General features: G+C 46.7%; 25 protein-coding genes, 1 rRNA gene and 1 pseudogene. 4 read left to right on the top strand and 23 right to left on the bottom strand.

Features of this window, described 5'->3' with window-relative positions:
• Nucleotides 1–7: 7 nt before the first annotated feature.
• From PRUTH_RS00880 to PRUTH_RS00785, 20 genes and pseudogenes are all read right to left on the bottom strand, one after another.
• Nucleotides 8–1,542: ribosomal RNA gene (locus PRUTH_RS00880) — 16S ribosomal RNA — on the bottom strand.
• A 716-nt stretch (nucleotides 1,543–2,258) separates the two neighbouring features.
• Nucleotides 2,259–2,660, bottom strand: a complete 402-nt coding sequence (gene rplQ / locus PRUTH_RS00875) for a 50S ribosomal protein L17 (RefSeq protein WP_022943959.1) — start codon at nucleotides 2,658–2,660, stop codon at nucleotides 2,259–2,261.
• Between the two features lie 40 nt (nucleotides 2,661–2,700).
• Nucleotides 2,701–3,687: a DNA-directed RNA polymerase subunit alpha gene (locus PRUTH_RS00870; RefSeq protein ID WP_151172304.1), complete on the bottom strand. Its 987-nt coding sequence runs from the start codon at nucleotides 3,685–3,687 to the stop codon at nucleotides 2,701–2,703.
• A gap of 24 nt (nucleotides 3,688–3,711) precedes the next feature.
• Nucleotides 3,712–4,332, bottom strand: coding sequence for a 30S ribosomal protein S4 (rpsD, locus tag PRUTH_RS00865; protein WP_022943957.1), 621 nt, complete (start codon nucleotides 4,330–4,332; stop codon nucleotides 3,712–3,714).
• 21 nt (nucleotides 4,333–4,353) lie between these two features.
• Nucleotides 4,354–4,740, bottom strand: coding sequence for a 30S ribosomal protein S11 (gene rpsK / locus PRUTH_RS00860; RefSeq protein ID WP_022943956.1), 387 nt, complete (start codon nucleotides 4,738–4,740; stop codon nucleotides 4,354–4,356).
• 13 nt (nucleotides 4,741–4,753) lie between these two features.
• The gene (gene rpsM, locus PRUTH_RS00855; RefSeq protein WP_022943955.1) at nucleotides 4,754–5,110 is read right to left on the bottom strand and encodes a 30S ribosomal protein S13; all 357 of its coding nucleotides are present in this window, start codon (nucleotides 5,108–5,110) and stop codon (nucleotides 4,754–4,756) included.
• Nucleotides 5,111–5,240: 130 nt separating this feature from the next.
• The gene (gene rpmJ, locus PRUTH_RS00850; protein WP_002959476.1) at nucleotides 5,241–5,354 is read right to left on the bottom strand and encodes a 50S ribosomal protein L36; all 114 of its coding nucleotides are present in this window, start codon (nucleotides 5,352–5,354) and stop codon (nucleotides 5,241–5,243) included.
• 22 nt (nucleotides 5,355–5,376) lie between these two features.
• Entirely contained in the window at nucleotides 5,377–6,705 is a 1,329-nt protein-coding gene (gene secY / locus PRUTH_RS00845; protein ID WP_022943954.1) for a preprotein translocase subunit SecY, read from the bottom strand.
• An 11-nt stretch (nucleotides 6,706–6,716) separates the two neighbouring features.
• A complete protein-coding gene (rplO, locus tag PRUTH_RS00840) occupies nucleotides 6,717–7,151 on the bottom strand; it encodes a 50S ribosomal protein L15 (RefSeq protein WP_022943953.1) in 435 nt (144 codons plus the stop codon).
• Nucleotides 7,152–7,156: 5 nt separating this feature from the next.
• Complete coding sequence (gene rpmD / locus PRUTH_RS00835) at nucleotides 7,157–7,336, bottom strand: 50S ribosomal protein L30 (protein ID WP_081604373.1); 180 nt, start codon at nucleotides 7,334–7,336, stop codon at nucleotides 7,157–7,159.
• A 6-nt stretch (nucleotides 7,337–7,342) separates the two neighbouring features.
• Nucleotides 7,343–7,849 (bottom strand): 30S ribosomal protein S5, encoded by a 507-nt coding sequence (rpsE, locus tag PRUTH_RS00830; RefSeq protein ID WP_022943952.1) that lies wholly within the window; start codon nucleotides 7,847–7,849, stop codon nucleotides 7,343–7,345.
• A 9-nt stretch (nucleotides 7,850–7,858) separates the two neighbouring features.
• Complete coding sequence (rplR, locus tag PRUTH_RS00825) at nucleotides 7,859–8,212, bottom strand: 50S ribosomal protein L18 (protein ID WP_022943951.1); 354 nt, start codon at nucleotides 8,210–8,212, stop codon at nucleotides 7,859–7,861.
• 9 nt (nucleotides 8,213–8,221) lie between these two features.
• On the bottom strand, nucleotides 8,222–8,755 hold the full coding sequence (rplF, locus tag PRUTH_RS00820) for a 50S ribosomal protein L6 (protein ID WP_022943950.1): 534 nt from the start codon (nucleotides 8,753–8,755) through the stop codon (nucleotides 8,222–8,224).
• A 12-nt stretch (nucleotides 8,756–8,767) separates the two neighbouring features.
• On the bottom strand, nucleotides 8,768–9,160 hold the full coding sequence (gene rpsH / locus PRUTH_RS00815) for a 30S ribosomal protein S8 (RefSeq protein WP_022943949.1): 393 nt from the start codon (nucleotides 9,158–9,160) through the stop codon (nucleotides 8,768–8,770).
• 21 nt (nucleotides 9,161–9,181) lie between these two features.
• A pseudogene (gene rpsN, locus PRUTH_RS00810) lies at nucleotides 9,182–9,488 on the bottom strand (30S ribosomal protein S14).
• Nucleotides 9,489–9,498: 10 nt separating this feature from the next.
• Entirely contained in the window at nucleotides 9,499–10,038 is a 540-nt protein-coding gene (gene rplE / locus PRUTH_RS00805; RefSeq protein WP_045980290.1) for a 50S ribosomal protein L5, read from the bottom strand.
• Between the two features lie 15 nt (nucleotides 10,039–10,053).
• Complete coding sequence (gene rplX / locus PRUTH_RS00800) at nucleotides 10,054–10,368, bottom strand: 50S ribosomal protein L24 (RefSeq protein WP_022943946.1); 315 nt, start codon at nucleotides 10,366–10,368, stop codon at nucleotides 10,054–10,056.
• A 10-nt stretch (nucleotides 10,369–10,378) separates the two neighbouring features.
• Nucleotides 10,379–10,747 carry a 50S ribosomal protein L14 gene (rplN, locus tag PRUTH_RS00795; protein WP_022943945.1) on the bottom strand — a complete coding sequence of 123 codons (369 nt, stop codon included), beginning with the start codon at nucleotides 10,745–10,747 and terminating at the stop codon, nucleotides 10,379–10,381.
• Between the two features lie 318 nt (nucleotides 10,748–11,065).
• The gene (locus tag PRUTH_RS00790) at nucleotides 11,066–13,003 is read right to left on the bottom strand and encodes an AsmA family protein (RefSeq protein WP_151172303.1); all 1,938 of its coding nucleotides are present in this window, start codon (nucleotides 13,001–13,003) and stop codon (nucleotides 11,066–11,068) included.
• Between the two features lie 68 nt (nucleotides 13,004–13,071).
• On the bottom strand, nucleotides 13,072–14,496 hold the full coding sequence (locus PRUTH_RS00785; RefSeq protein ID WP_151172302.1) for an aminotransferase-like domain-containing protein: 1,425 nt from the start codon (nucleotides 14,494–14,496) through the stop codon (nucleotides 13,072–13,074).
• 86 nt (nucleotides 14,497–14,582) lie between these two features.
• Between PRUTH_RS00785 and PRUTH_RS00780 the strand changes: the two genes are divergently transcribed.
• The 3 genes from PRUTH_RS00780 to PRUTH_RS00770 all read left to right on the top strand — a co-directional run bounded on the left by PRUTH_RS00780 (nucleotide 14,583) and on the right by PRUTH_RS00770 (nucleotide 17,357).
• On the top strand, nucleotides 14,583–15,107 hold the full coding sequence (locus tag PRUTH_RS00780) for a GNAT family N-acetyltransferase (RefSeq protein ID WP_151172301.1): 525 nt from the start codon (nucleotides 14,583–14,585) through the stop codon (nucleotides 15,105–15,107).
• 117 nt (nucleotides 15,108–15,224) lie between these two features.
• Nucleotides 15,225–16,382: a hypothetical protein gene (locus tag PRUTH_RS00775; RefSeq protein ID WP_045980287.1), complete on the top strand. Its 1,158-nt coding sequence runs from the start codon at nucleotides 15,225–15,227 to the stop codon at nucleotides 16,380–16,382.
• Between the two features lie 288 nt (nucleotides 16,383–16,670).
• Complete coding sequence (locus PRUTH_RS00770) at nucleotides 16,671–17,357, top strand: TorF family putative porin (RefSeq protein WP_082079365.1); 687 nt, start codon at nucleotides 16,671–16,673, stop codon at nucleotides 17,355–17,357.
• Between the two features lie 47 nt (nucleotides 17,358–17,404).
• On the opposite strand, the gene PRUTH_RS00765 is transcribed toward PRUTH_RS00770, so the two are convergent.
• Nucleotides 17,405–18,130 carry a substrate-binding periplasmic protein gene (locus tag PRUTH_RS00765; RefSeq protein ID WP_022943939.1) on the bottom strand — a complete coding sequence of 242 codons (726 nt, stop codon included), beginning with the start codon at nucleotides 18,128–18,130 and terminating at the stop codon, nucleotides 17,405–17,407.
• Nucleotides 18,117–19,004, bottom strand: coding sequence for an aldo/keto reductase (locus PRUTH_RS00760; protein ID WP_151172300.1), 888 nt, complete (start codon nucleotides 19,002–19,004; stop codon nucleotides 18,117–18,119). Before PRUTH_RS00760 ends, PRUTH_RS00765 begins: the two co-directional genes overlap by 14 nt.
• 71 nt (nucleotides 19,005–19,075) lie before the next feature.
• Here PRUTH_RS00760 and PRUTH_RS00755 point away from each other — a divergent pair, with 71 nt between their 5' ends.
• Nucleotides 19,076–19,885, top strand: coding sequence for an endonuclease/exonuclease/phosphatase family protein (locus PRUTH_RS00755; protein WP_170268865.1), 810 nt, complete (start codon nucleotides 19,076–19,078; stop codon nucleotides 19,883–19,885).
• On the opposite strand, the gene PRUTH_RS00750 is transcribed toward PRUTH_RS00755, so the two are convergent.
• Nucleotides 19,880–23,464 carry an ABC transporter permease/M1 family aminopeptidase gene (locus PRUTH_RS00750; RefSeq protein WP_151172298.1) on the bottom strand — a complete coding sequence of 1,195 codons (3,585 nt, stop codon included), beginning with the start codon at nucleotides 23,462–23,464 and terminating at the stop codon, nucleotides 19,880–19,882. The two genes, PRUTH_RS00755 and PRUTH_RS00750, sit on opposite strands and share 6 nt — an antisense overlap.
• Between the last annotated feature and the right edge of the window lie 4 nt (nucleotides 23,465–23,468).

Genomic DNA, 23,468 nt, shown 5'->3' with positions numbered 1-23,468 from the left:
AATCGTATAAGGAGGTGATCCAGCCCCAGGTTCCCCTAGGGCTACCTTGTTACGACTTCACCCCAGTCATGAATCACTCCGTGGTGATCGCCCTCCCGAAGGTTAGGCTAACCACTTCTGGAGCAACCCACTCCCATGGTGTGACGGGCGGTGTGTACAAGGCCCGGGAACGTATTCACCGCGACATTCTGATTCGCGATTACTAGCGATTCCGACTTCATGGAGTCGAGTTGCAGACTCCAATCCGGACTACGACGCACTTTAAGTGATTCGCTCACCCTCGCAGGCTCGCAGCACTCTGTATGCGCCATTGTAGCACGTGTGTAGCCCTACACGTAAGGGCCATGATGACTTGACGTCGTCCCCACCTTCCTCCGGTTTATCACCGGCAGTCTCCTTAGAGTTCCCGACCGAATCGCTGGCAACTAAGGATAGGGGTTGCGCTCGTTGCGGGACTTAACCCAACATCTCACAACACGAGCTGACGACAGCCATGCAGCACCTGTCTCAGAGTTCCCGAAGGCACCAATCTATCTCTAGAAAGTTCTCTGGATGTCAAGTGTAGGTAAGGTTCTTCGCGTTGCATCGAATTAAACCACATGCTCCACCGCTTGTGCGGGCCCCCGTCAATTCATTTGAGTTTTAACCTTGCGGCCGTACTCCCCAGGCGGTCTACTTAATGCGTTTGCTTTGGAAAACAGCTCCGAAAAGCCGAGCTCCTAGTAGACATCGTTTACGGCGTGGACTACCAGGGTATCTAATCCTGTTTGCTCCCCACGCTTTCGTACATGAGCGTCAGTGTTGACCCAGGTGGCTGCCTTCGCCATCGGTATTCCTTCAGATCTCTACGCATTTCACCGCTACACCTGAAATTCTACCACCCTCTATCACACTCTAGCCTGCCAGTTCGAAATGCAGTTCCCAGGTTAAGCCCGGGGCTTTCACATCTCGCTTAACAAACCGCCTGCGTACGCTTTACGCCCAGTAATTCCGATTAACGCTCGCACCCTCCGTATTACCGCGGCTGCTGGCACGGAGTTAGCCGGTGCTTCTTCTGCAAGTAACGTCACAGCTAGCAGGTATTAACTACTAACCTTTCCTCCTTGCTGAAAGTGCTTTACAACCCGAAGGCCTTCTTCACACACGCGGCATGGCTGCATCAGGCTTGCGCCCATTGTGCAATATTCCCCACTGCTGCCTCCCGTAGGAGTCTGGGCCGTGTCTCAGTCCCAGTGTGGCTGATCATCCTCTCAAACCAGCTAGGGATCGTCGCCTTGGTGAGCCATTACCTCACCAACTAGCTAATCCCACTTGGGCCAATCTAAAGGCGAGAGCCGAAGCCCCCTTTGGTCCGTAGACATTATGCGGTATTAGCCGTCGTTTCCAACGGTTGTCCCCCACCTCAAGGCATGTTCCCAAGCATTACTCACCCGTCCGCCGCTCGACACCAAAGGTGCAAGCACCTCTTCGTTTCCGCTCGACTTGCATGTGTTAGGCCTGCCGCCAGCGTTCAATCTGAGCCATGATCAAACTCTTCAATTAAAAGTTTTTTTGAATCCGAAGATTCAGCTCAATGAATACTGATTTTGTTCTTGTTTCCAAGAACGAATTGACTGTGCGTTATTACTTCCACTTTTAAAAAAGTAAAATCAAAACAGCTCAAGGCTGAATCTTTTAATAACTTATGGTCACTCAGTTCAATTGAGACTCTAAATTTGTTTGCGTCATCTAGCGAACTAGAATCGGCTGTTAGAACTCAATCTGTACGAGTGCCCACACAGATGATTGCTTCATATTTTTAAAGAACAGTCCGGTTACCCGGTTTCGAGTTGCTTTCGCGTCTCGAGGGCTGTGCATTCTACTCAACCCTGTTTTATTGTCAATACTTTATTTTAAGAAGTTTGCATTTTTCAATGCACTTTTTAAAACTCAGTTTTACTTGACTCATCCAACTCGTTGAAGTGCTTGTTTGTAAGCAGTCCGCCGTGTCGGTGGATGCGCATTATAGGGAGATTCGATTTCCACGCAACCCCTTTTTTAAAGAAAACTGCAAGAAATGGATCGTTTGAACAAAAATAGAACTAAAACTACTGTATTTAACAGTTATAGATCTATTTAAGATCTAAATTGCTACATTTGAGATGTTCTATATAGAGAAGGGTTTAGCTAAATAGCTATATATAGAAGAGCTGAAATTTAATTTTGGCCATAAAAAGAAAAAGCCGAGCATAAGCTCGGCTTTTTGTGTCTTTTACGACTTACTCTGCAGACTGTGCGTCTTCTTGAACGTCTTCGCTCGCAACTGGGCGATCTACTAGTTCAATGTAAGCCATTGGTGCGTTGTCGCCTGCACGGAAGCCACACTTCAAAATACGAGTGTAACCACCAGGACGGCCTTCGTAGCGAGGACCAATCTCGCTAAACAACTTACCAACAACTTCTTTATCACGCGTGCGAGCAAATGCTAAACGGCGATTTGCAACGCTATCAGTCTTAGCCAGTGTGATTAAAGGTTCAATTACACGGCGCAGCTCTTTCGCTTTAGGCAATGTTGTTTTGATGATTTCGTGCTTCACCAAAGAACCAGCCATATTGCTGAACATCGCTTTGCGATGGCTGCTGTTACGGTTTAATTGACGACCACTCTTACGATGGCGCATGACCCTATCCTTCTAACTAAACTAAATATAGTGATTTAGATTACTCAGCTAAGCTTGCTGGCGGCCAGTTTTCTAGGCGCATGCCTAGAGACAGACCACGTGATGCAAGCACGTCTTTGATCTCAGTTAGAGACTTCCTACCTAAGTTAGGTGTTTTCAGAAGCTCAACTTCGGTACGCTGTACTAAATCACCGATATATTGAATTTGCTCGGCTTTCAAGCAGTTTGCTGAACGAACTGTTAGCTCAAGATCATCAACTGGACGAAGCAGAATAGGATCGAATTCTGGCTTCTCTTCCTTCTCTTCTGGCTCAGAAACATCACGTAAGTCTACGAATGCTTCTAATTGCTCAGCAAGAATGGTCGACGCACGGCGGATCGCTTCTTCAGGATCTAAAGTGCCGTTTGTTTCCATATCAATGATTAACTTGTCTAAGTCAGTACGTTGTTCAACACGTGCTGATTCGACCGAGTACGCAATACGCTCAACTGGGCTGAATGATGCATCAAGCAACAAACGGCCGATTGGGCGCTCATCGTCTTCAGAGGATACGCGGCTAGAAGCTGGTACATAACCACGACCACGCTCAACACGGATGCGCATGCTGATCTCGCTATTGTCAGTTGTTAAATGACAAATTACGTGATCAGGATTGCTGATTGTTACATCACCATCGTGCTGGATATCTGCCGCAGTCACAGGGCCTACACCAGATTTAGTCAGGGTCAGAAAAACTTCATCTTTGCCTTCGATATTAACTGCTAGACCTTTAAGGTTTAACAGGATTTCAATGATGTCTTCTTGTACGCCTTCTTTCGCGCTGTACTCATGTAAAACGCCATCAATTTCTACCTCAGTAACTGCGCATCCAGGCATAGATGACAACAGAATACGACGTAGAGCGTTTCCTAGAGTGTGACCAAAACCACGCTCAAGCGGCTCTAGTACCACTTTTGAACGAGTTGGGTTGATAGCGTCGATATCGACTAACCTTGGTTTTAGGAATTCGGTTACAGAACCCTGCATTTTATCCTCTCTTAACTCTTAACTTTACTTCGAGTAAAGTTCGACGATTAGTTGTTCGTTAATGTCCGCAGACAGATCAGAACGCTCAGGTAGGCGCTTAAAAGTACCTTCCATTTTCTTACCGTCAACTTCAACCCAAGTTGGCTTCTCACGTTGCTCAGCCAATTCTAGAGCTCCAACGATACGTGCTTGCTTCTTCGACTTCTCACGAATTTCTACCTGATCTTCAGGAGTAACGTTGAAAGAAGGAATGTTTACAACACGACCATTAACCATAATCGCTTTGTGACTTACTAGCTGACGCGCTTCAGCACGTGTGCTTGCAAAACCCATGCGATATACAACATTGTCTAGACGTTGCTCTAGAAGCTGAAGTAGGTTTTCACCTGTATTGCCTTTAAGGCGAGCAGCTTCTTTGTAGTAGTTACGGAATTGCTTTTCAAGGATGCCGTACATACGACGAACCTTTTGCTTTTCACGTAGCTGTAGACCGTAGTCAGATAAACGACCCTTACGGGCGCCGTGCTGACCAGGTGCTGTCTCAAGTTTACACTTAGAGTCGATAGCTCGTACGCCGCTCTTAAGGAACAGGTCAGTACCTTCACGACGACTTAGCTTGAGCTTAGGGCCCAAATATCTTGCCATGTTCTTTCTCCTAACCTATTGTTATACGCGACGTTTCTTCGGTGGACGACAACCATTGTGTGGAATTGGCGTCACGTCAGTGATGTTTGTGATACGGAAACCAGCAGCATTCAATGCACGTACAGCAGACTCACGGCCTGGACCTGGACCTTTAATGAATACTTCTAAGTTCTTCAAACCGTATTCTTGTGCAGCAGTACCTGCACGCTCTGCAGCTACCTGAGCAGCGAATGGTGTAGATTTACGTGAACCACGGAAACCTGAACCACCGGCAGTTGCCCAAGAAAGTGCATTACCTTGACGGTCTGTAATCGTAACAATAGTGTTGTTGAAAGACGCATGAACGTGAGCCATGCCATCAGCAACTTGCTTTTTGACCTTCTTACGACGAATTGGTGCTTTAGCCATAATTTACCCCACCTTATTTCTTGATAGGCTTGCGAGGACCCTTACGAGTACGCGCGTTAGTCTTAGTACGCTGACCACGTAGTGGTAGCGAACGACGGTGACGTAAACCACGGAAGCAACCAAGGTCCATAAGACGCTTGATGTTCAAAGTAACTTCACGACGAAGATCACCTTCTACAGTGTACTTGCCAACTTCTTCACGAAGCGTGTCAAGAGTTTCGTCATTTAGTTCACCGATTTTAGTATCTTCTGCGATACCTACCGCTGCCAAGATCGCCTTAGCGCGGGTTTTACCTACACCATAAATTGAGGTTAAACCAATAACCGCATGTTTATGATCAGGAACGTTAATGCCAGCTATACGGGCCACTAACACATCTCCTATAGTTTAAATTTGGTAATCATCTTCTCGAAAAGCCCGTTAGGATACTCAAGTGATGACCAAACTACAATGAAAAACACAGGCCGAGCATACCACTCAGCCTGCATGACTTGTTTAATTAGCCTTGCCTTTGCTTGTGCTTAGGCTCACTGCAAATCACACGTACAACGCCGGCACGTTTGATTACTTTGCAGTTACGGCAGATTTTCTTAACGGAAGCACGTACTTTCATTACTCAACTCCGTAAACCGACCTTATCGGCCATAGCCTTTAAGGTTTGCTTTTTTCAGCACAGAATCATACTGATGTGACATCAGATGGGTCTGTACTTGTGCCATAAAGTCCATGATCACAACAACGATAATCAAGATTGATGTACCGCCGAAGTAGAATGGCGTTTGCCATGCCATGGTCATAAACTCGGGCACTAGACAGATAAAGGTAATGTACAAGGCACCTGCCAATGTCAGGCGTGTCATTACTTTATCAATGTATTTCGATGTCTGCTCACCTGGACGAATACCTGGAATGAAAGCTCCAGATTTTTTCAGGTTGTCTGCAGTTTCACGCGGGTTGAAAACCAACGCAGTGTAGAAAAAGCAGAAAAAGATAATAGCAGCAGCCAAGACCATTGCGTACAGCGGTTGACCCGGAGTCAATGCTGTGGAAATGGCTTGTAACACGTCAGCTACAGGACCTTCACCCTGGCCGAACCAGCTTGCAATTGTACCAGGGAACAGAATGATACTACTAGCAAAGATTGGTGGAATAACCCCAGCCATATTTACTTTCAACGGCAAGTGTGTGCTTTGAGCAGCGTACACCTGACGACCTTGTTGGCGCTTTGCGTAGTTAACAACAATACGACGTTGACCACGTTCAAAGAAAACCACCAAGTAAGTAACGGCAAACACGATTACCGCAATCAATACCAGTACCAAAATGTTCAATTCACCTTGGCGCGCCATTTCGGCTGTCGAACCAATAGCAGACGGCAGGTTAGCTACGATACCAACAAAAATCAGAACTGAGATACCGTTACCGATACCACGCTCTGTAATTTGTTCGCCCAACCACATTAAGAACATACAGCCGGTTACTAAGCTCACTACAGCAGTGAAATAGAAACCAAAGCCGGGGTTAACAACTAACCCGTCCATCATGTTCGGTAAGCCAGTAGCAATACCGATTGATTGGAACGTAGCAAGCACGAGCGTACCATAACGCGTGTACTGACTGATTTTCTTACGCCCCTGTTCACCCTCTTTTTTCAGCTCTACCATCGCAGGATGTATATGCGTTAGTAGCTGCATGATAATTGAGGCCGAAATATAGGGCATAATACCCAGTGCAAGTACCGAAGCACGCTCAAGCGCACCACCGCTGAACATGTTGAACATTTCAACAATGGTGCCCTTCTGTTGCTCGAAGAATTCGGCAAGTACAGCGGCGTCAATCCCAGGGATCGGCACGAATGAACCTAAACGGTAAATAATGATAGCACCGAGTACAAATAGTAAACGACGCTTCAACTCCGCAAGCCCGCTTTGTGCACTTTGCATATCGTGACCTGGTTTAGCCATAAAGTACTTCCTTACTCTTCTACCTTGCCTCCGGCAGCTTCAATCGCTTCGCGTGCACCTTTGGTCACTTTAAGACCTTTAACAGTGACGGCGCGAGAAACTTCACCAGATTTAACTACTTTAACGAACTGGATGTTCTTCTTAACCAGACCAGCTGCTTGTAACGCGTTTAGATCTACCACATCGCCTTCAACTTTAGCGATTTCGAATAGATTCACTTCTTTAGTCGCAAGAGACTTGCGTGAAGTGAAACCAAACTTAGGTAGACGACGTTGCATAGGCATTTGACCGCCTTCGAAACCAACGCGTACTTTACCACCAGAACGTGATTTTTGACCTTTGTGACCACGGCCACCAGTTTTACCTAGGCCAGAACCGATACCACGGCCCACACGTTTGCCGGCTGATTTTGCACCTGCAGCAGGTGAAAGTGTATTCAAATTCATTCGAATTACCCCTCAACCTTAACCATGTAAGAAACTTGGTTGATCATACCACGTACTGAAGGCGTATCTTCTAGCTCTACAGTGTGGTTGATACGACGTAAACCAAGGCCACGTAATGTAGCTCTATGCTTCGGCAAGCGGCCGATTGAACTACGTACTTGAGTTACTTTTACTGTATTTGCCATGGTGTCTTACCCCAAAATTTCTTCAACGCTAAGACCACGCTTCGCAGCAACTGCTTCTGGAGACTTCATGTTCTCTAGTGCTGAGATAGTTGCGCGAACAACGTTGATCGGGTTAGTCGAACCGTAGGCTTTTGACAATACGTTTTGTACACCAGCTACTTCTAGTACTGCACGCATCGCACCACCGGCGATGATACCAGTACCTTCAGATGCTGGTTGCATGTACACTTTAGAACCAGCGTGACGACCCTTGATAGGGTGCTGAAGTGTATTGCCTTTAAGCTCTACCTTGATCATGTTACGACGTGCTTTTTCCATTGCTTTTTGAATAGCAGCTGGAACTTCACGTGCTTTACCATAACCAAAACCTACTTTACCTGCGCCGTCACCTACTACTGTAAGTGCAGTGAAGCTAAAGATACGACCACCTTTAACCACCTTAGACACACGGTTTACCGCGATTAGCTTTTCAGCCAAATCAGGCTGTTGTTGCTTTGCTTCTACGTTAGCCATTGTCTACTCCTAGAATTGCAGACCGGCTTCACGCGCTGCATCCGCAAGCGCCTTCACACGGCCGTGATATTTAAAGCCACTGCGGTCAAAAGCGATACTTTCGTTAACGCCTTTTTCAGCCGCACGTTCTGCAACTGCTTTACCCACTGCTTGAGCAGCTTCGATGTTGCCAGTGCCTTTAACTGTTTCAGCAATTGCTTTCTCAACAGTAGAAGCAGCAGCCAGTACACTACCCTCAGCACTAATAACCTGAGCATAGATGTGACGTGGCGTGCGGTGGATAACAAGGCGGATTTTGCCCTGTTCAATAAAATTTCTACGTGAGCGCTTAGCGCGACGTAGACGTGCTGTTCTCTTATCCATCGTCCTACCTTACTTCTTCTTAGCCTCTTTACGACGCACGTATTCGTCAGCATAGCGAACACCTTTACCTTTATAAGGCTCTGGCTCACGGTATGCGCGAATGTTTGCAGCAGTTTGACCAACTAGCTGCTTGTCTGCGCCCTTAACAACGATCTCAGTTTGGCTCGGAGCTTCAATCGTGATGCCCTCTGGGATCTCGAAGTTGACTGGGTGTGAGAAGCCTAGCGTTAAATCTAGTACTTTACCTTTCACCGCAGCACGGTAACCAACACCAACTAGCTGTAGCTTCTTCTCGTAACCGTCGTTCACACCAACAATCATGTTGTTGATAAGTGCACGTGCAGTACCAGCTTGAGCCCAAGCGTTAGCAACGCCTTCTACAGGTTTAGTGGTGATTACATTGTCTTCGAATGAAACTTCAACCGCTTCGTTGATAGCACGGCTAAGTTCACCATTCTTACCTTTAACTGTGATGTCCTGGCCTTTAAGCGTGATTTCTACACCGGCTGGAACATTAATAGGTGCCTTTGCTATACGCGACATAGTCCCCTCCGATTACGCTACAAAGCCAATGATTTCACCGCCCACGCCAGCGCTACGCGCAGCACGGTCAGTCATCAGGCCTTTAGAAGTTGATACGATAGCGATACCTAGACCACCCATTACCTTAGGTAATGCGTCACGTTTCTTATAGATACGTAGACCAGGGCGGCTAACACGCTGGATGTTTTCGATTACAGCTTTGCCTTCGAAGTACTTAAGCTCGATGTTTAGTTCAGGTTTAGCGCCTTCTGTTACTGAGTAACCAGAAACATAACCTTCATCAGTTAGTACTTTAGCAACTGCTATTTTCAGCTTTGAAGATGGCATTGAGATAGAAACCTTCTTCGCAGTCTGGCCGTTACGGATACGTGTGAACAAATCCGCAATAGGATCTTGCAAGCTCATTGTCTTACTCCCGTGATTCTATTACCAACTAGCCTTTTTAAGGCCAGGAATTTCACCGCGCATAGCTGCTTCGCGAACTTTGATACGGCTTAGGCCGAACTTGCGAAGGTAACCATGTGGGCGGCCCGTGATGTTACAACGATTACGTTGACGTGCAGGGCTTGAATCACGCGGAAGAGTCTGAAGCTTCAGAAACCGCGTCCCAACGCTCTTCATCTGATGAATTAACATCGCTGATGATAGCTTTTAGTGCCGCACGCTTTTCAGCGTATTGGGCAACTAGTTTAGTGCGCTTTGCTTCGCGCGCTTTCATTGAATTCTTTGCCATAACCCTACCCTTATTTCTTGAATGGGAAGTTAAACGCTTCTAACAACGCACGGCCTTCCTCATCATTCTGCGCAGAAGTAGTGATAGTGATGTCTAGACCACGTACACGGTCTACACGATCATAATCGATTTCTGGGAAGATGATTTGTTCACGTACGCCCATGCTGTAGTTGCCGCGACCGTCGAAAGACTTAGCGCTTACACCACGGAAATCGCGAATACGCGGGATAGCGATTGAAACCAAACGCTCAAAAAAGTCCCACATACGCTCGCCACGTAGGGTTACTTTACAACCAATTGGGTAGCCTTCACGGATCTTAAAGCCAGCAACTGATTTGCGTGCTTTCGTGATAAGAGGCTTCTGACCAGAGATTGCTTCTAGATCAGCAACAGCGTTTTCTAGAATTTTCTTGTCAGCTAGGGCTTCGCCCACACCCATGTTTAATGTGATCTTTTCGATCTGAGGGACTTGCATGACAGAGCTGAAACCAAACTTCTTTTGAAGTTCAGCGACTACTTTGTCTTTATATACTTCATGCAGTTTCGCCATCGTCTACTCCAACTATTAAATAGTTTTACCAGTAGATTTGAAGATACGTAATTTCTTACCGTCTTCAATCTTGAAACCTACACGATCTGCTTTACCCGTTTCCGAGTTGTAGATCGCAACGTTTGATACGTCGATAGACGCTTCTTTCTCAACAATACCGCCAGCTTGGTTCAACTGAGGAACAGGCTTTTGGTGCTTCTTGATAAGGTTTACGCCTTCAACAAATACTCGACCAGTTTCAGTAACAACTGAAAGCACTTTACCGCGCTTACCTTTGTCTTTACCGGCCAGTACGATTACTTCGTCATCACGACGGATTTTTGCTGCCATGATCGACTCCTTATAGTACTTCTGGTGCTAGTGAAACGATCTTCATGAACTTTTCAGTACGAAGTTCACGAGTCACAGGGCCGAAGATACGGGTTCCGATTGGCTGGTTGCTATCGTTTAAAATAACAGCCGCATTGCTATCGAAACGGATCAAAGAGCCGTCTGGACGACGAACGCCTTTTTTGGTACGCACAACAACCGCGTTTTTAACATCACCTTTTTTAACTTTGCCGCGAGGAATCGCTTCCTTAACAGCAACTTTAATGATGTCACCAACCGATGCGTAACGACGGTGTGAACCGCCAAGGACTTTAATACACTGCACTTTGCGGGCGCCGCTGTTATCTGCAACGTCCAGCTGAGTTTGCATTTGGATCATCTTAATGTGCTCCGGTGTAGTTACAACTCGCCATAATTCCGTTAAAAATTAAGGCATTAAATAAATTATCCGCTCAATTAACAGGCAACTTTTCGGTTACTTGTGTGCTGAGGGCGGGCAATTGTATCAGTAATGGCGGGCAAAAGGTAGGCTAATTTTTAATTAATTTCTTTACTTAGCTCGGTTAATAAAGGCTCTGAGAGCCCTAAGGTGAGAACAGAAAATTATCGAAAACAGGCTATTTTTCGCACCATCAATTGCTTATAAAAGCATCAAGACACAAAAGTGCCTTGATGCTGCATGTATATATGGGGGGGATCAGCCGCCAAACAAGCCTTTGAGTTTGTCTTTTACTTTTTCTTTGGCTTTTTCTTTCACTTCCTCTTTGGCAGCCTCACCAACGTCCAAGTTAACCGCCACGTCATGGAAAGGACCTTTTATACGAACCGGAATTTTGAAACCGGTACTGTCATCGGTGGTGCCTTGACCTTCGATTGAATCCACAATCCCCGTTACTAAGCGGTAGTTTACCTTGGTCGCGGGGAGATCCACTTGGCCTTCACCAGTAATACGAATGAGCGGGCTTAGCAACGACAAATCTGAGTTGACGCCAACGCCTTTGGTAAAGTTCATACTCCCCGTTAAAGCGGTAAAGTCTGTCTGCTGTGACTTATCAAAGCCAGTATTAAGGCCTTGTGAAAGTGCGGATGTATTTCCCTTAACGAGTTCCTTCGCCTTTCGCACCAATTCAGCAATGTTCGCTCCTTTAACAGCACCATCGGCAAAACTGAATGCTAATTTGCCAGCCAGCGCATCAACGAAGTCTTGTTGGCTTTGCCCTTCGGTAGTCAGTTGCCAATTGAGCGCCCCTTTACCCATTAACTTATCAAACTTCACCGCATCGCTAAGAAGAGGCTCAGCATTTATACCACTGAGGTCAAACTGAGTATCGATGTGGTAAGGCTGTCGCGCTGCGTTCAGCGTTACTTTGCCGGTTCCCTGGCCTTCATAGGCAGCGAATTTATCCATACTGAGAGTGGCTACGGCATTATCAAGCTTAATACTGAATTGGTTCTCACCGAGTGTAATATCACGCGCTTTTAAGCCGCTTGAGCGAACCACAATATCGGCATCAAGGGCATTCAGGGCAGAAAGGTCTATCGGCGTATCATCCCACTCTAAGGGTTGAGCCTGAGAATCATCGTTACTTGGTTGCTCGGTATTCGCGGCAGGCTCCGGTAAGTAAGGGTTTAAATCTAGCATGCCCAAATCTACATTGGCAGTAAGCGCTAAACGCTCGCCAAGGTGAATCGTACTCATACCTTCGATGGCAAGCTGATCTAACGTCGCCACGAGCTTATTAATAGTAAAAGCTTGCCCTTGCAGTTGCATACTGCCCTCTACACGGAAATCATTAAACGCGTTCTCTTTGGCATTAAGCTCAACGCCTTGCCACTTGGCAATGCGCTTCACCGAATCCCCTTGCAGCATCAAAGTGCCGCTAATATTTCCACCCTGCTCAGCAATGTTGCCTTTGAATTCCATATCAACAAGCGCAGATGTTAAGTTTTGCGTAAGCGTAAATGGTCGACCTTCGATGGCTTTGATTGGGTTATCCAATTCTATATCAAGGTTAAACCGCTCACCCATGTACGTTATGCCCCCTTCTAGTTCTAAAGGTTGGCGTAACGATTTAAGTAATACCGCTAATTCCAAGTCGCTAATTTGTTGTTTACTTCCAGTTTGCCCGTCCAGATAGGTAAACTGACCACCATAAATAGCCACTTCTCCAAGCTCAATATCAAAGTTGTCTGGCAGCTTGACTTGGCCTTGCTCAGTGCTTTGTTGCGATTGCTCAGTTGCGACCTTATCAAAGAGCTGCCAATTGCCTTGGCCTTGGGCATTTGTTTCCAGCAACACATCCGGCTCACGGATAACAAACTTATCCAGCTTCACTTCGCCAGAGAATAAGGTGCTCCAGGGGATATGCACATCCAATTGTTTCATCGTCGCCATATTGGCTCGCGATCCCCCTTCCATATTGCTAAAGCTAACATCATTAAGCTCTAATCGCAGTGAAGGGAAAATCGCTAAGTCTTTATCGCCGGCAATCGTCAGTGTGCGCCCAGTGGTGTTTTGTACCTGCTCTGACACTTTATTGAAGATGGCATCGACAGGAATAAAGAAAGGAATGGCGATGAGTAAGCCGATAATTACGACTATGATTACGCCCAAAACCTTGGCTAGGGTCTTCATGGTGAACCTCGTTCCATTAAAGCAAATGTGTTTAGCATAACCTAAAGTAGTTATCTGTGTAATTGTAGTTAAAGTTCATGAATATAGGATGATAGTTGCTGAGCCAGTGTATGCACTGCTTGCGCCATGGTTTTCTCCCAAGGTAGGGCGAAGGTCATACGAAAAAAACGCGCATAATCGATTTGTGGCATAAAGAGTTCGCCAGGCGCAATGGCGATACGCCGAGTAATCAACCGTTGCCATAGCTCATCACTACAGCCTCCTTGAGGAAGCTCAAACCATAAGCTTGGCCCACCACCGATGTCTTGGTACAAATGCGCAACGCCAAAGTGATTGAAAATTTCATCAACCTGCTGGTACTGCCTTAATAGTTGCGCTCGTAAACGTCGGGTTAAACGGCGATAGTCACCACTGCGATACAAATGAGTAATCAGCTCTTGGCTCGCGATGTCGCTCGCCTCACTAAGCACTGATTTAGTCAAAATAATATCAGCAGCGCAATTACGGCAGAGCATATACCCCAAGGTTAGAGCAAACGACAATGTATCACTGTAGTCACATATGCTGATCACCGCTAGAGAGCTATTTTCATCTAAGAGGCTCGCAATTGACGGAGGTCGAAACTCACTAAAACTAAGCTCGCCACGGTCATATTCGATTAGCGCAACATCATGGCGCTGCGCCCAAGCCAACAATGCACGTTTTTGTTGTTCGCTCAGCAGGCGCCCTGTCGGATCTTGATAATTAGGGTTAAAAATATAAGCGCGAATGTCATGCTCTTGTCGAGCCTGCTCCAATAATGCCAATTCGGTTTCGAAGTCGGGCTGTATAGGGACACCCACATAAGCTTGAGCGCTGTGGTGCAAATGCGCCAATATAAAAAATGAGCTTGGAGACTCAACTGCCACCTTATGCTCACTCAACCCTAATCCCTTTAACGCCAAAGTAAGTGCCGAACTGCGTCCATGGGTGATCACGACCTCGGCTGGATTTATAAGCTGCTGACTCAACGCATAATGTGTCGCAATTTCTTGGCGCAGCGAATCAATACCGGCTTCGCGATTGTCTTGGAGTAATTTAAATGGACGCTGCCTACGCACACGCTTTTGCGCCCGCGTGAGTAACGCTTCGTTGTCTAATACCGTACTTGGCCCAGTGCAGGATAGCGGCACTATATCTGCGTCGTTAAAACTGTATTGCACCGCTTTGTGTAACGGCATGGAAATCAGCTCACTTGGGATTAATTTATCACCAAAGTTTTGTTGCGCAGTGCTTTGTTGACGAGCACAAACGTAATAACCACTGCGCGGCCGGGCCTCAATGAGTTGTTGTCTTTGCAAATGTTCATAAACTTTAGCAGCTGTCGATATCCCAACTTTTCTTTCACGAGCGAAATCCCGGACAGAAAGAAGCCTATCACCCTGTTTTAATTGGCCATTATTAATTGACTTAGCTAGTACCTCGGCCTCTCGCTGATAGATAAAACTGGGCATCTGTATTGCTTATTTTTCATTTTTATTGTGTCTGTTTTGCTTTTTTACGTGCCATTACACTGGTTGTCAAACGAAAAGGAGCTAACATGACCCTATTAATAGACACACCAAGGCTGCAGATGCGTCATTTCCGGCTTGCTGATGCCGAAGCAGTGCGCGCATTTAATGCCAACACCGAAGTCACTCGGTATACCGGAGACCCCGCTCAGATAAGCACCAGCGAACAGGCTCGGCGCCTCATCAAAGATGTTTGGTTACACGAATACAAACGTTATGGTTACGCTCGTTATGCCTTGATACACAAGCAACACAACAAGTTAATTGGATTTTGTGGTTTTAAGTTCAACCCACAACAACAGCTTGCTGATTTAGGCTACCGCATGCTTCCTCAGTATTGGCAACAGGGTCTTGGCTATGAGGCGGCACAAAGCGTCATGACATATGGGCTAACCACCCTCGCATTACCGGGAATTTATGCCGAAGTAGATAGTGCCAACACGGGCTCTGTACGCATTTTGCAAAAACTTGGGTTTACGCACACGGATTCATATCGTCAATGGGGGCTCAACCTACAACGCTATGATTATCTGTGTGCTCCCTATAGTAGATAAGCCTCCAAGCTACTTAAAACAGCAAAGTCAATATTGCATCAACACACAATGTCAGTATGATGCACAGCCCCGCTCAAAGTGGGCTGTGTTGTATCAAGTGGAGTTGTAGTACCAAGCATGAAGAAGTTGCTTATATCCCCATCAAAAATGGCGCTGGGTGAACAAGAAAGTCAGATTTATCAAAATATTTTAAAACAGGCGACCGATATCAGCCTAAATCTAATGGCGGTGAAGGTTGAAAACCACCCAGACGAGTTCTTAGGTTGGTGTTATGAGTTACTTGACGCACTCAATAACCGCCTAAACTACGAGTTACTAGAGCCTCAGCAGCTCCCTTGTGTAAAGAAGCTACACACACTGCTTACTGAAGCCATTAGCTTTTTGCAACTGAAGGCCTTGCGTATTACTCCCTGGCCAGTGCTATGTGAATACCTGCAACAGCAGCAATCACGCGTTTTATTAGATGAACACTTAGCCTTATGTGACTACATCGATAGGTTACGGGAACAGTCGTTAGCTGAACTCAGTAAAGAGGACCGCCTTGTAGTCGCGGGTAAACACCTAAACAGCCATGACCCAGCAGTCTACCGCTTTGATGTCGAGCTCTTTGCTGCAACGAGAAGCAATAAAGCATTTCACCAATTGCTGGCTGATTTCCCAGCTCTTTTTGATCAGGCTTTGGCGCACATTCCACTACAAGGAGAGGTAACGCGCGAGCATTACAGTGCCTTTGTTACAGCCTATCAAAGCATCTTCATCGATGCCGATGAAAAGCCTACACTTGCTCCGGCAACGCGCCTGTTAGCCATGCGCCGACCCGATGTATTCACTCCTGCCAGCCAAGCTAAATTAGATACTTTGTGCGCTGCGCTAGGTGTTGCCAAATTGAGTAACCGCGACTTCGAGCGATATTGGCAGGAGCTGGTATGCACTATAACTCGCCTACCCTGGTACACTATGGCCAGCGGCGACAATGACCTAGAGCAACGCTTGTGTGCCAACAAGGCACTTTTACCATGCTTATTTTTCTATTTCGCCGAGGATAGTGCACAGCAATCAAACTACTACAAGCTGCTCCATAAGCCGAAGCGTTCATCTTCCAGCAAAGCACCTAGACGCAGCAAAGAGTCTGCAGCAACGCTGGTAGATAGAGCTTTAGCCGAAGATGATATCCCAGAGCATATTCGTGCCAAGCGCGACTCTATCATCGCCGAAGTGGAGAAAGGCCGTAGCATCAATGATACCCTCACCTTGATGCGCACCATTTTCGGTTAACCCCTCATCCCATACAGAGCGCCGCTCGGCGCTCCAGCTTATCAAGCTCCTCCCCCTGGTTTGCAGCAACAGTACCAGCGCATAACGAGTCACGGTGATGTGAATTATCTCGGTGCATCCGCATAAAATATGCACCAGGGTCGTGCAACAGCTCACTTTGTGAAATCTGGCCATTTCCAAAAATCAATACCAAGCTGTTGAAAAATATTTAATTATTAATTTATTTCATACTCTGGCATGGCCTTTGCCCTGTTTATGCCAACACAGCGCGAAAACGGGAATGAAACAATGATAAAAACAACACGCTGGCAAGTCTCGGGGCTACTCTGTCTCGCCCTGTTGCCTATGACAGGTCATGCTAAGAACAGTCTAACTGCGAATGTGGCGGCTAGTTCAAACTATTATTGGCGAGGGATCACACAAAGTGATGATCAAGCCGCAGTATCGGGCGGCTTAGATTATGCTACGGACAGTGGCTTCTATATGGGAACTTGGCTATCCAATATTGATTTCGGCGAAGCCGCAAGTACTAGTTATGAAATGGATTTGTACGCTGGGTTTGGCGGCACAGCGGGAGAAATCGGTTATGACGTTGGCTATATCTATTATGCCTACCCTGATGCCGCTGACGACATTGGCTTTGGTGAGGTTTATGGTTCACTAAGCTGGCAATGGCTGAGCGCAGGAGCGAGCTACCTACTTAATGCCGAAGACGATGCAACCAGTGAAGAAGATATGCTTTATTTAGAGCTCAATGCCAGCTTTCCAGTTTTCACCGACACCGAGCTCGCATTCCACCTAGGCCACTCAAGTGGTGACACCGTTCGGGAGTGGTATGGTGAAGATGATAGTTACTTAGATTATGGCGTTAGCATCAGTAAAGCCGGGTTCACACTTGGCCTGTTGCAAACTGATCTTGATGCTGATGACGATTTAAAAGCCTACGTTTCCTACAGTATGGACTTTGATTTGTAGGTATTTACCGACTTATTGTTGCTGCAAACCAGGGGCCGTCAGGCCCTTTATCTTTTATTTTTCTCATCAAAAACCTGCTTGAGAGCTTGCACTAATTGAGGATCAGAGTGTTTATTCACTGCCAAGCATAATGGCGTTCGTTGACTTTGCTGTAACTCCCACACCTTGATTACTGTATTGGCCGATAACTCCCTTTGGCGCAGCGCTAAGGTCATCGCAGCTTCTGTATTTAAAATTAAATCTAACCTTCCAGCTAGAAATTTAGTCATGCTGACCTCAATACTTGCCGCCACATCTAAGTGCCGCTCATCACTAAACCCCTGTTGCCGCAAATGCTGATGAGTCCAGCCGTCTCGACTCACTGCAAGCGTATACTGCTTCACATCAGCCAATGAATGCACTTTTATGCGCTGATCATCGCTGCGCTTGTAGATAAACATAGGAGTGGGCGCACTGATGGGACAAAACCAGTGAAATAACTGGTGCCGCTGTGCGGTTTTATAAATTGCGAATATACCGTGGTTAGCGCGAGTTTTAGCTAAATTATAGGCTCGCGCCCAAGTAGTAAGGTGAATATCAGCATCAATATTGGCGGCTTCTAAAGCCCCACGTACAGCTTGTGTTGCCCGGCCAACCACCTGACCCTGCTCATTAAGGTAGTTGTAGGGCGGCCAGTGCTCGGTATAAAGCTGCAGCTGGGGCTGCGCAACGAGGCTAAAGCTAAGACTCATTGCAATTAGCCACACATAGATGTGATATTTAAGGTACTGCATGGCCTTTAGATGCCTGCCATATTCGATACCATTGCTCATGGCTTAATTCTAGCAGCTGAGCGCCAATTGCACTGCGAATACGCTCAATATTCCCCGTACCTAACACCACAGCAGGCTGGCTTGGGTGCTTCAACAACCACGCATATACCACTTGATCTAGGCCGCTTGCCCCGATTTCCTGTGCGATTTGCTCTAGTGTTTGCCGTAACCTTTGTGCCTTTTCAGTCATACTCGTAAATATCTCGCCGCCCGCCAGCGGCGACCAACACATCGGGTTTATGCGCCAACGTTGACACTGATCTAAAGTACCCTCATCTAACGCATTCATCTGATAGGGAGAGAACTCAATTTGGTTGGTTTGCAGCGGGAAATCCAACCGCGACTGCAATAACTCAAACTGACTGGTGGTAAAGTTAGAAACGCCGAAGTGCAATACATCGCCACGCGCTCTCAAAGTGTTGAATGCTTCAGCCACTTCATCTGCCTGCATTAAGTAGTCTGGACGGTGGATCAACAAGCAATCTAAACGATCGGTGTGAAAATGCTGCAGTGACTTTTCAGCACTGGCGATAATATGCTCACGGCTGGAATTATAGTGATTAACATGCCCGGGCACAGCGCACTTACCCTGCTGCAGCGCAATGCCGCACTTGGTGATGATACGAATTTGTTCACGTACGCTGGGTTTGAGCTTTAATAACTCTCCGAACGCCGCTTCACAGCGATATTGACCATAAATGTCAGCATGATCTGTATCAACAATGCCCTGCTCAATACATTGCTCTACAAACGCGAGGTTTTGTTGGGCGCTGCGCTGCCAATCGAGCATGCGCCAAAACCCTAACACTAAAGGCGAAATTGTTCTGTGTGCCATACTTTGCAACCTGATATTTTTTTGCCACTATAGCACAGCCCATTGGCAGCCCTTCAAGGTACATCATTGTCGTGATCAGTTTATATTTGGTGTTTTACAGCGCATTTCTACTTTGGCAACAGTGGGTGTTACCAGCTGCCAGTGAAGACATCCAGGGCATTGTCTCAACGCCACGGCAATGTGCGCAGCAACTCAGAAAACCAATCACCACGCACACTGACGTCCTACCACAGCGTATTGAAGTCCTCAGTTGGAATATTTATAAAGCACAACATGAACAGCTGCTACCGGATTTAAGAGCACTGTCTCAGGGCGTTGACTTTGTGCTTTTACAGGAGGCGTTTCGCGACCAACAACTCTTTGCTATCAAGCCTTATGCACGCTTTTCCCCCGGCTTCCGAGGGTGGTCAAAACAAACCGGTACCTTATTGCTCAGTGATTTTCAGCCGCAGCTCTATTGTCGCTTTTACCAACGCGAACCCTGGCTGCGAACACCGAAGGCATCAAGTATAAGCCGTTATGCGCTAGCGCAGGGGGGCAGTTTACTTGTGGTGAACCTCCACGGTATCAACTTTACCTGGGGCACCGAAGACTATCAACGCCAACTAAAAACCTTAACCCTGCTCATTGCTCAGCATAACGGACCTGTTATTTTTGCTGGCGATTTCAATACCTGGAGCGACTCCCGTCAACAATTAGTAAAGCAGCTATTAACTCCTTTGCAGTTAGCACCGGTGACCTTATCCCCTGACCAGCGCACGCGTTTTTTTGGCTACGCTTTGGATCAAGTGTGGACCCGAGGGGTAGAAATAAAAAGAGCTCAAGCGTTGGCACGCGAGAGCTCAGATCATAACCCGATATTGGTATCGTTAAGCTTATAGCTTTTTCACGTTATTAGCGCTATCACGATCGACTAATTTAATGAGTGGGTCGACACCTGCAAAACTTGGCCGCTCATCAACATACAGCTCTAGTGTATTGGCGCCTGAGACCAGCTCATGTTTTTGTAAGTAAATTACTGAATCATTGGCACTTAACTGTTCAGGGTCAAAGTGGAATAAGCCGATATCCACCAGCTGCTGCATGGGCTCTTCTGTCTCGACCCCCTCACCATTGGCATATACTTTTTTGGCATCAATGCTCAAGGTCACTTTAAACTTACCGCTTTGCTCATTTGTTTCACTCACGACTACATCTTCTAGCGCTAGCTCATACAAAGTGATGCGTTTAAACTGATCATCAATAAAGGCCTGTTCTTGCTCATTCGCTTGCGCTTTGAGGTGACGCAACAGGTCAAGAGTTGTGGGGTAAGGGTTCGTTTGGTACTTAAACTCCTGTAAAAAGTGCCGCAATGCCGTGTTGGTGCGCTTATCGCCTAACCTATCAGCAATCGCCATCATCACCACCGAGCCTTTACGATAGTGCAAATATTGCTGATTTTCAGAGCGGTACAACGGCATCTCGCGATAACTTTCCATGGTGCGCCCCTGCAAATAGCGATCTAACTCATACTTGAGGAATTTACGCAGCTTCTGCTCGCCATATTTTTCCGCCATCACTTGCAGTGCACTGTACTGAGATAAGGTTTCAGATATCACTGCGGAGCCTTGGACATTGGCGGCACCAACTTGGTGCCCCCACCACTGGTGCGCAACCTCGTGAGCGGTTACATAATAAGGCAGGTTAATATCATCTGGGTCTCGCAAATCGGTGATGAAGCCAATACGTTCAGAATAAGGAACGGTGTTTGCGAAGCTCTGCGCAAAGCCACGGTAACCTGGGAACTCGAGGATTCGTAGCTGTTTATGCTGGTAAGGACCAAACTCCTTGGTGAAATAATCGATAGAGTCCTTAGTAGACTGGATCATCGTATCGACATTCCACGGGTGGTCACGATGATAATAAACTTCAATATTGATGCCTTTGTAACGCTCTTTCTTCACCTCTAAGCGGGCCGACATAATATTGTAGAAGTCCACCATAGGCGCATCCATCTCATAGCGATAAGTCCGGCGCCCGCGTTCTTCATCTACTTGTTCACTTTGCAAATAACCTGGGGCGATAGCAAATTGGTCAATATCAGTGCTCACCGTGGCGCTGAAATCAATAAAACCGACGTTGGCACCAAAGAAATTTTGCCCATAATAGCGACTATCCTCGAGATCATTGGCACGCTCGAGCTCAGGTAAATCACGCTTGCGACGCTCGTTGCGATCCCATAACTGGTAATCAAGGCGATAGCCAAATACCGGTAATAGTTCCGCGTTATTAATAAAGGTGCCATTTTCAACCAAGCTGGTATCAAAGCCGCTATCTTTAAAGCCTTGGTGGGCACGTACCACAGTTAAAGTGCCTTGACGCACCTCCCCTGGCTGCAAAGGTTTTTCGAACTCAAACCACCAAGTGTTTAAGTCATCAATCTTTTCACCTAAGGCACCGCCTTCTAGTTGCACCTGCCATTGTTCACTGTACTGCGGTTTACTCACCAAGAAACGTTCAATCACTTGCTCAGTTGGGTTGGTGAACGTGATATCGGCTTGTGCTTCAATACGTCGGCGCTGCGGATAGATATCAGCGGCAATATCCACCTTAGTTAACATAGGCACAGGCGCTTCTTTATATTGGCCCAATTGCTTTTCGTATTGCACCTGCAGAGCTTGAATATCGTCTTTGGTGTGAAATTCGTTCAGTACCCGAGTGTTGTGGTATATCCACGCGCCACTGGCGACAAACATCACCAACCCACAGACTGCCAATACTTGTCCTTTACTGCCTAAGTTATAACTGAGCAGTCGTATACGCGCCAATAGGCTTTGTTGCGGACCTCGGTGCCATAAGCCGTAGCCTAATGCCGCCAAAGCTAAGGTCATACCTAACCAATACACATTGTACCAATGCACTGCATTAAGAAAGTGACCGTAAGTATTCAAATCAGAATAAGGCGCGGCTGGGGAGCCGGCAAAGTCATACATGTTATGACTAAAGCCATAGTTGTTAAGGATCAAGCTTACGGCGTAATAGACAATAAACAGTACCATGCCCACATATTTATTGGGGCTGATCACTTGGAAGAAGAAGGCCAACACTGTGGTCATAAATAAAGGCACCAAGGTTAAGTAACCCAAGCGGAATAAGTATTGACCCAGTTCGATATTAAAGTGACCTTTGATCAGCTGATAACTAATAGTGAGCGCCATCCCCACTACATATAACATCACTAATACAGCGGTCACAGCGGTTAACTTCGAGCCCCAAAACACTAAGTTATGTGCTGGGTAAGAATCGATGATATCGCCAAACTTTGAGTTGCGTTCACGCCATACCACTTCAGCAGAGTAGTACACCAACACAATGACCATCAACACGCCCATGGCCCCTTGAATAAGCGGAACCATAGTTTGTGTCAGCGGCCAGTTGGATACGCCATAGCTGACCCCTGGTGCGAGTAGCGGAGCAATCAGCATAAACAGCGTGATGGTCGCTAAAATCAAAAACGCTGGGCTCATTAATACCTGAGCAAACTCAAACCGGGTGCGCATCATAAACTGACTGCGGGTATTAATGCTCTGTACTCGCACCGAGATATTGTTGGCTAATGCTTGTTGCGCGCGCTTACGCATTGATTGCGATACACCTGGGCGCTTTTTATCTTTACCTTGGCTTTGATAACCACTTTTTAGTCCTAGCAGCGCAAACACGACTCCTGCGACAGCGAGCCATAGCACGCGGTTATACAGCAGGTAGCTGGAAAAAGGTAATAACAGTTCATTCTTCTCAACCGTGGTCCAATAACGCGTTACATCTGCAAATGCACCATAACCAAAGGGGTCTAATAATGCCGCCCACACCCGTACCGACGGCTCTTCAAAATACACCGAAAGGGTCGAATAAGTGAGAAATAGAATCACGGCGGCAATATATACAGCCATCATGGTACGAAAACGCAGCGCCGCTACATGACAAAATACCGTAATCACAAACAAGGTGGGCAAAGCGAGAACCAGATAAGGCTGCAGGTAGTGAGATAAATGCTGCTCGCCCAGCAGCTCGGCTGGCGACCAACCAAGCATGACGCCAAAAGCGCTCCCCGCAAACACACCTAAAGGTACAAACAGCATTACCACCGCAGTCACCACAAAAGAGCCTAAAAAGTGACCCAAGGTGTAAGCCTGCTTATTAAAGGGCTTGGTGTACACCAGCTCTAGCATGTTTTCAGTATCGTTGCGTAAGCTGGATGAAGCGACAAAGTTCACCACCGCAAAAAGCACGAAATTCAACGCCACAACTTGCACAAACGCATTCACAAACGGGCCGTTGAGATGCACGTTAGAACCCCACAACGGGAGGTTATCGCTCATGGTCATGGCAAACGAAAGTAGGAAAAACAATAAACTACAAACGTAAAAAGATGGCTGGCGCAAAAAATAGCGCAGCTCAAAGGTGAGCATTTTAAGTAACATATGC

Origin of the sequence: Pseudoalteromonas ruthenica, from assembly GCF_008808095.1 — a bacterium.
Lineage (GTDB): Bacteria > Pseudomonadota > Gammaproteobacteria > Enterobacterales > Alteromonadaceae > Pseudoalteromonas > Pseudoalteromonas ruthenica.
The sequence above is the reverse complement of the archived record's forward strand: the minus strand, read 5'-3'. Positions and strand labels throughout refer to the sequence as shown.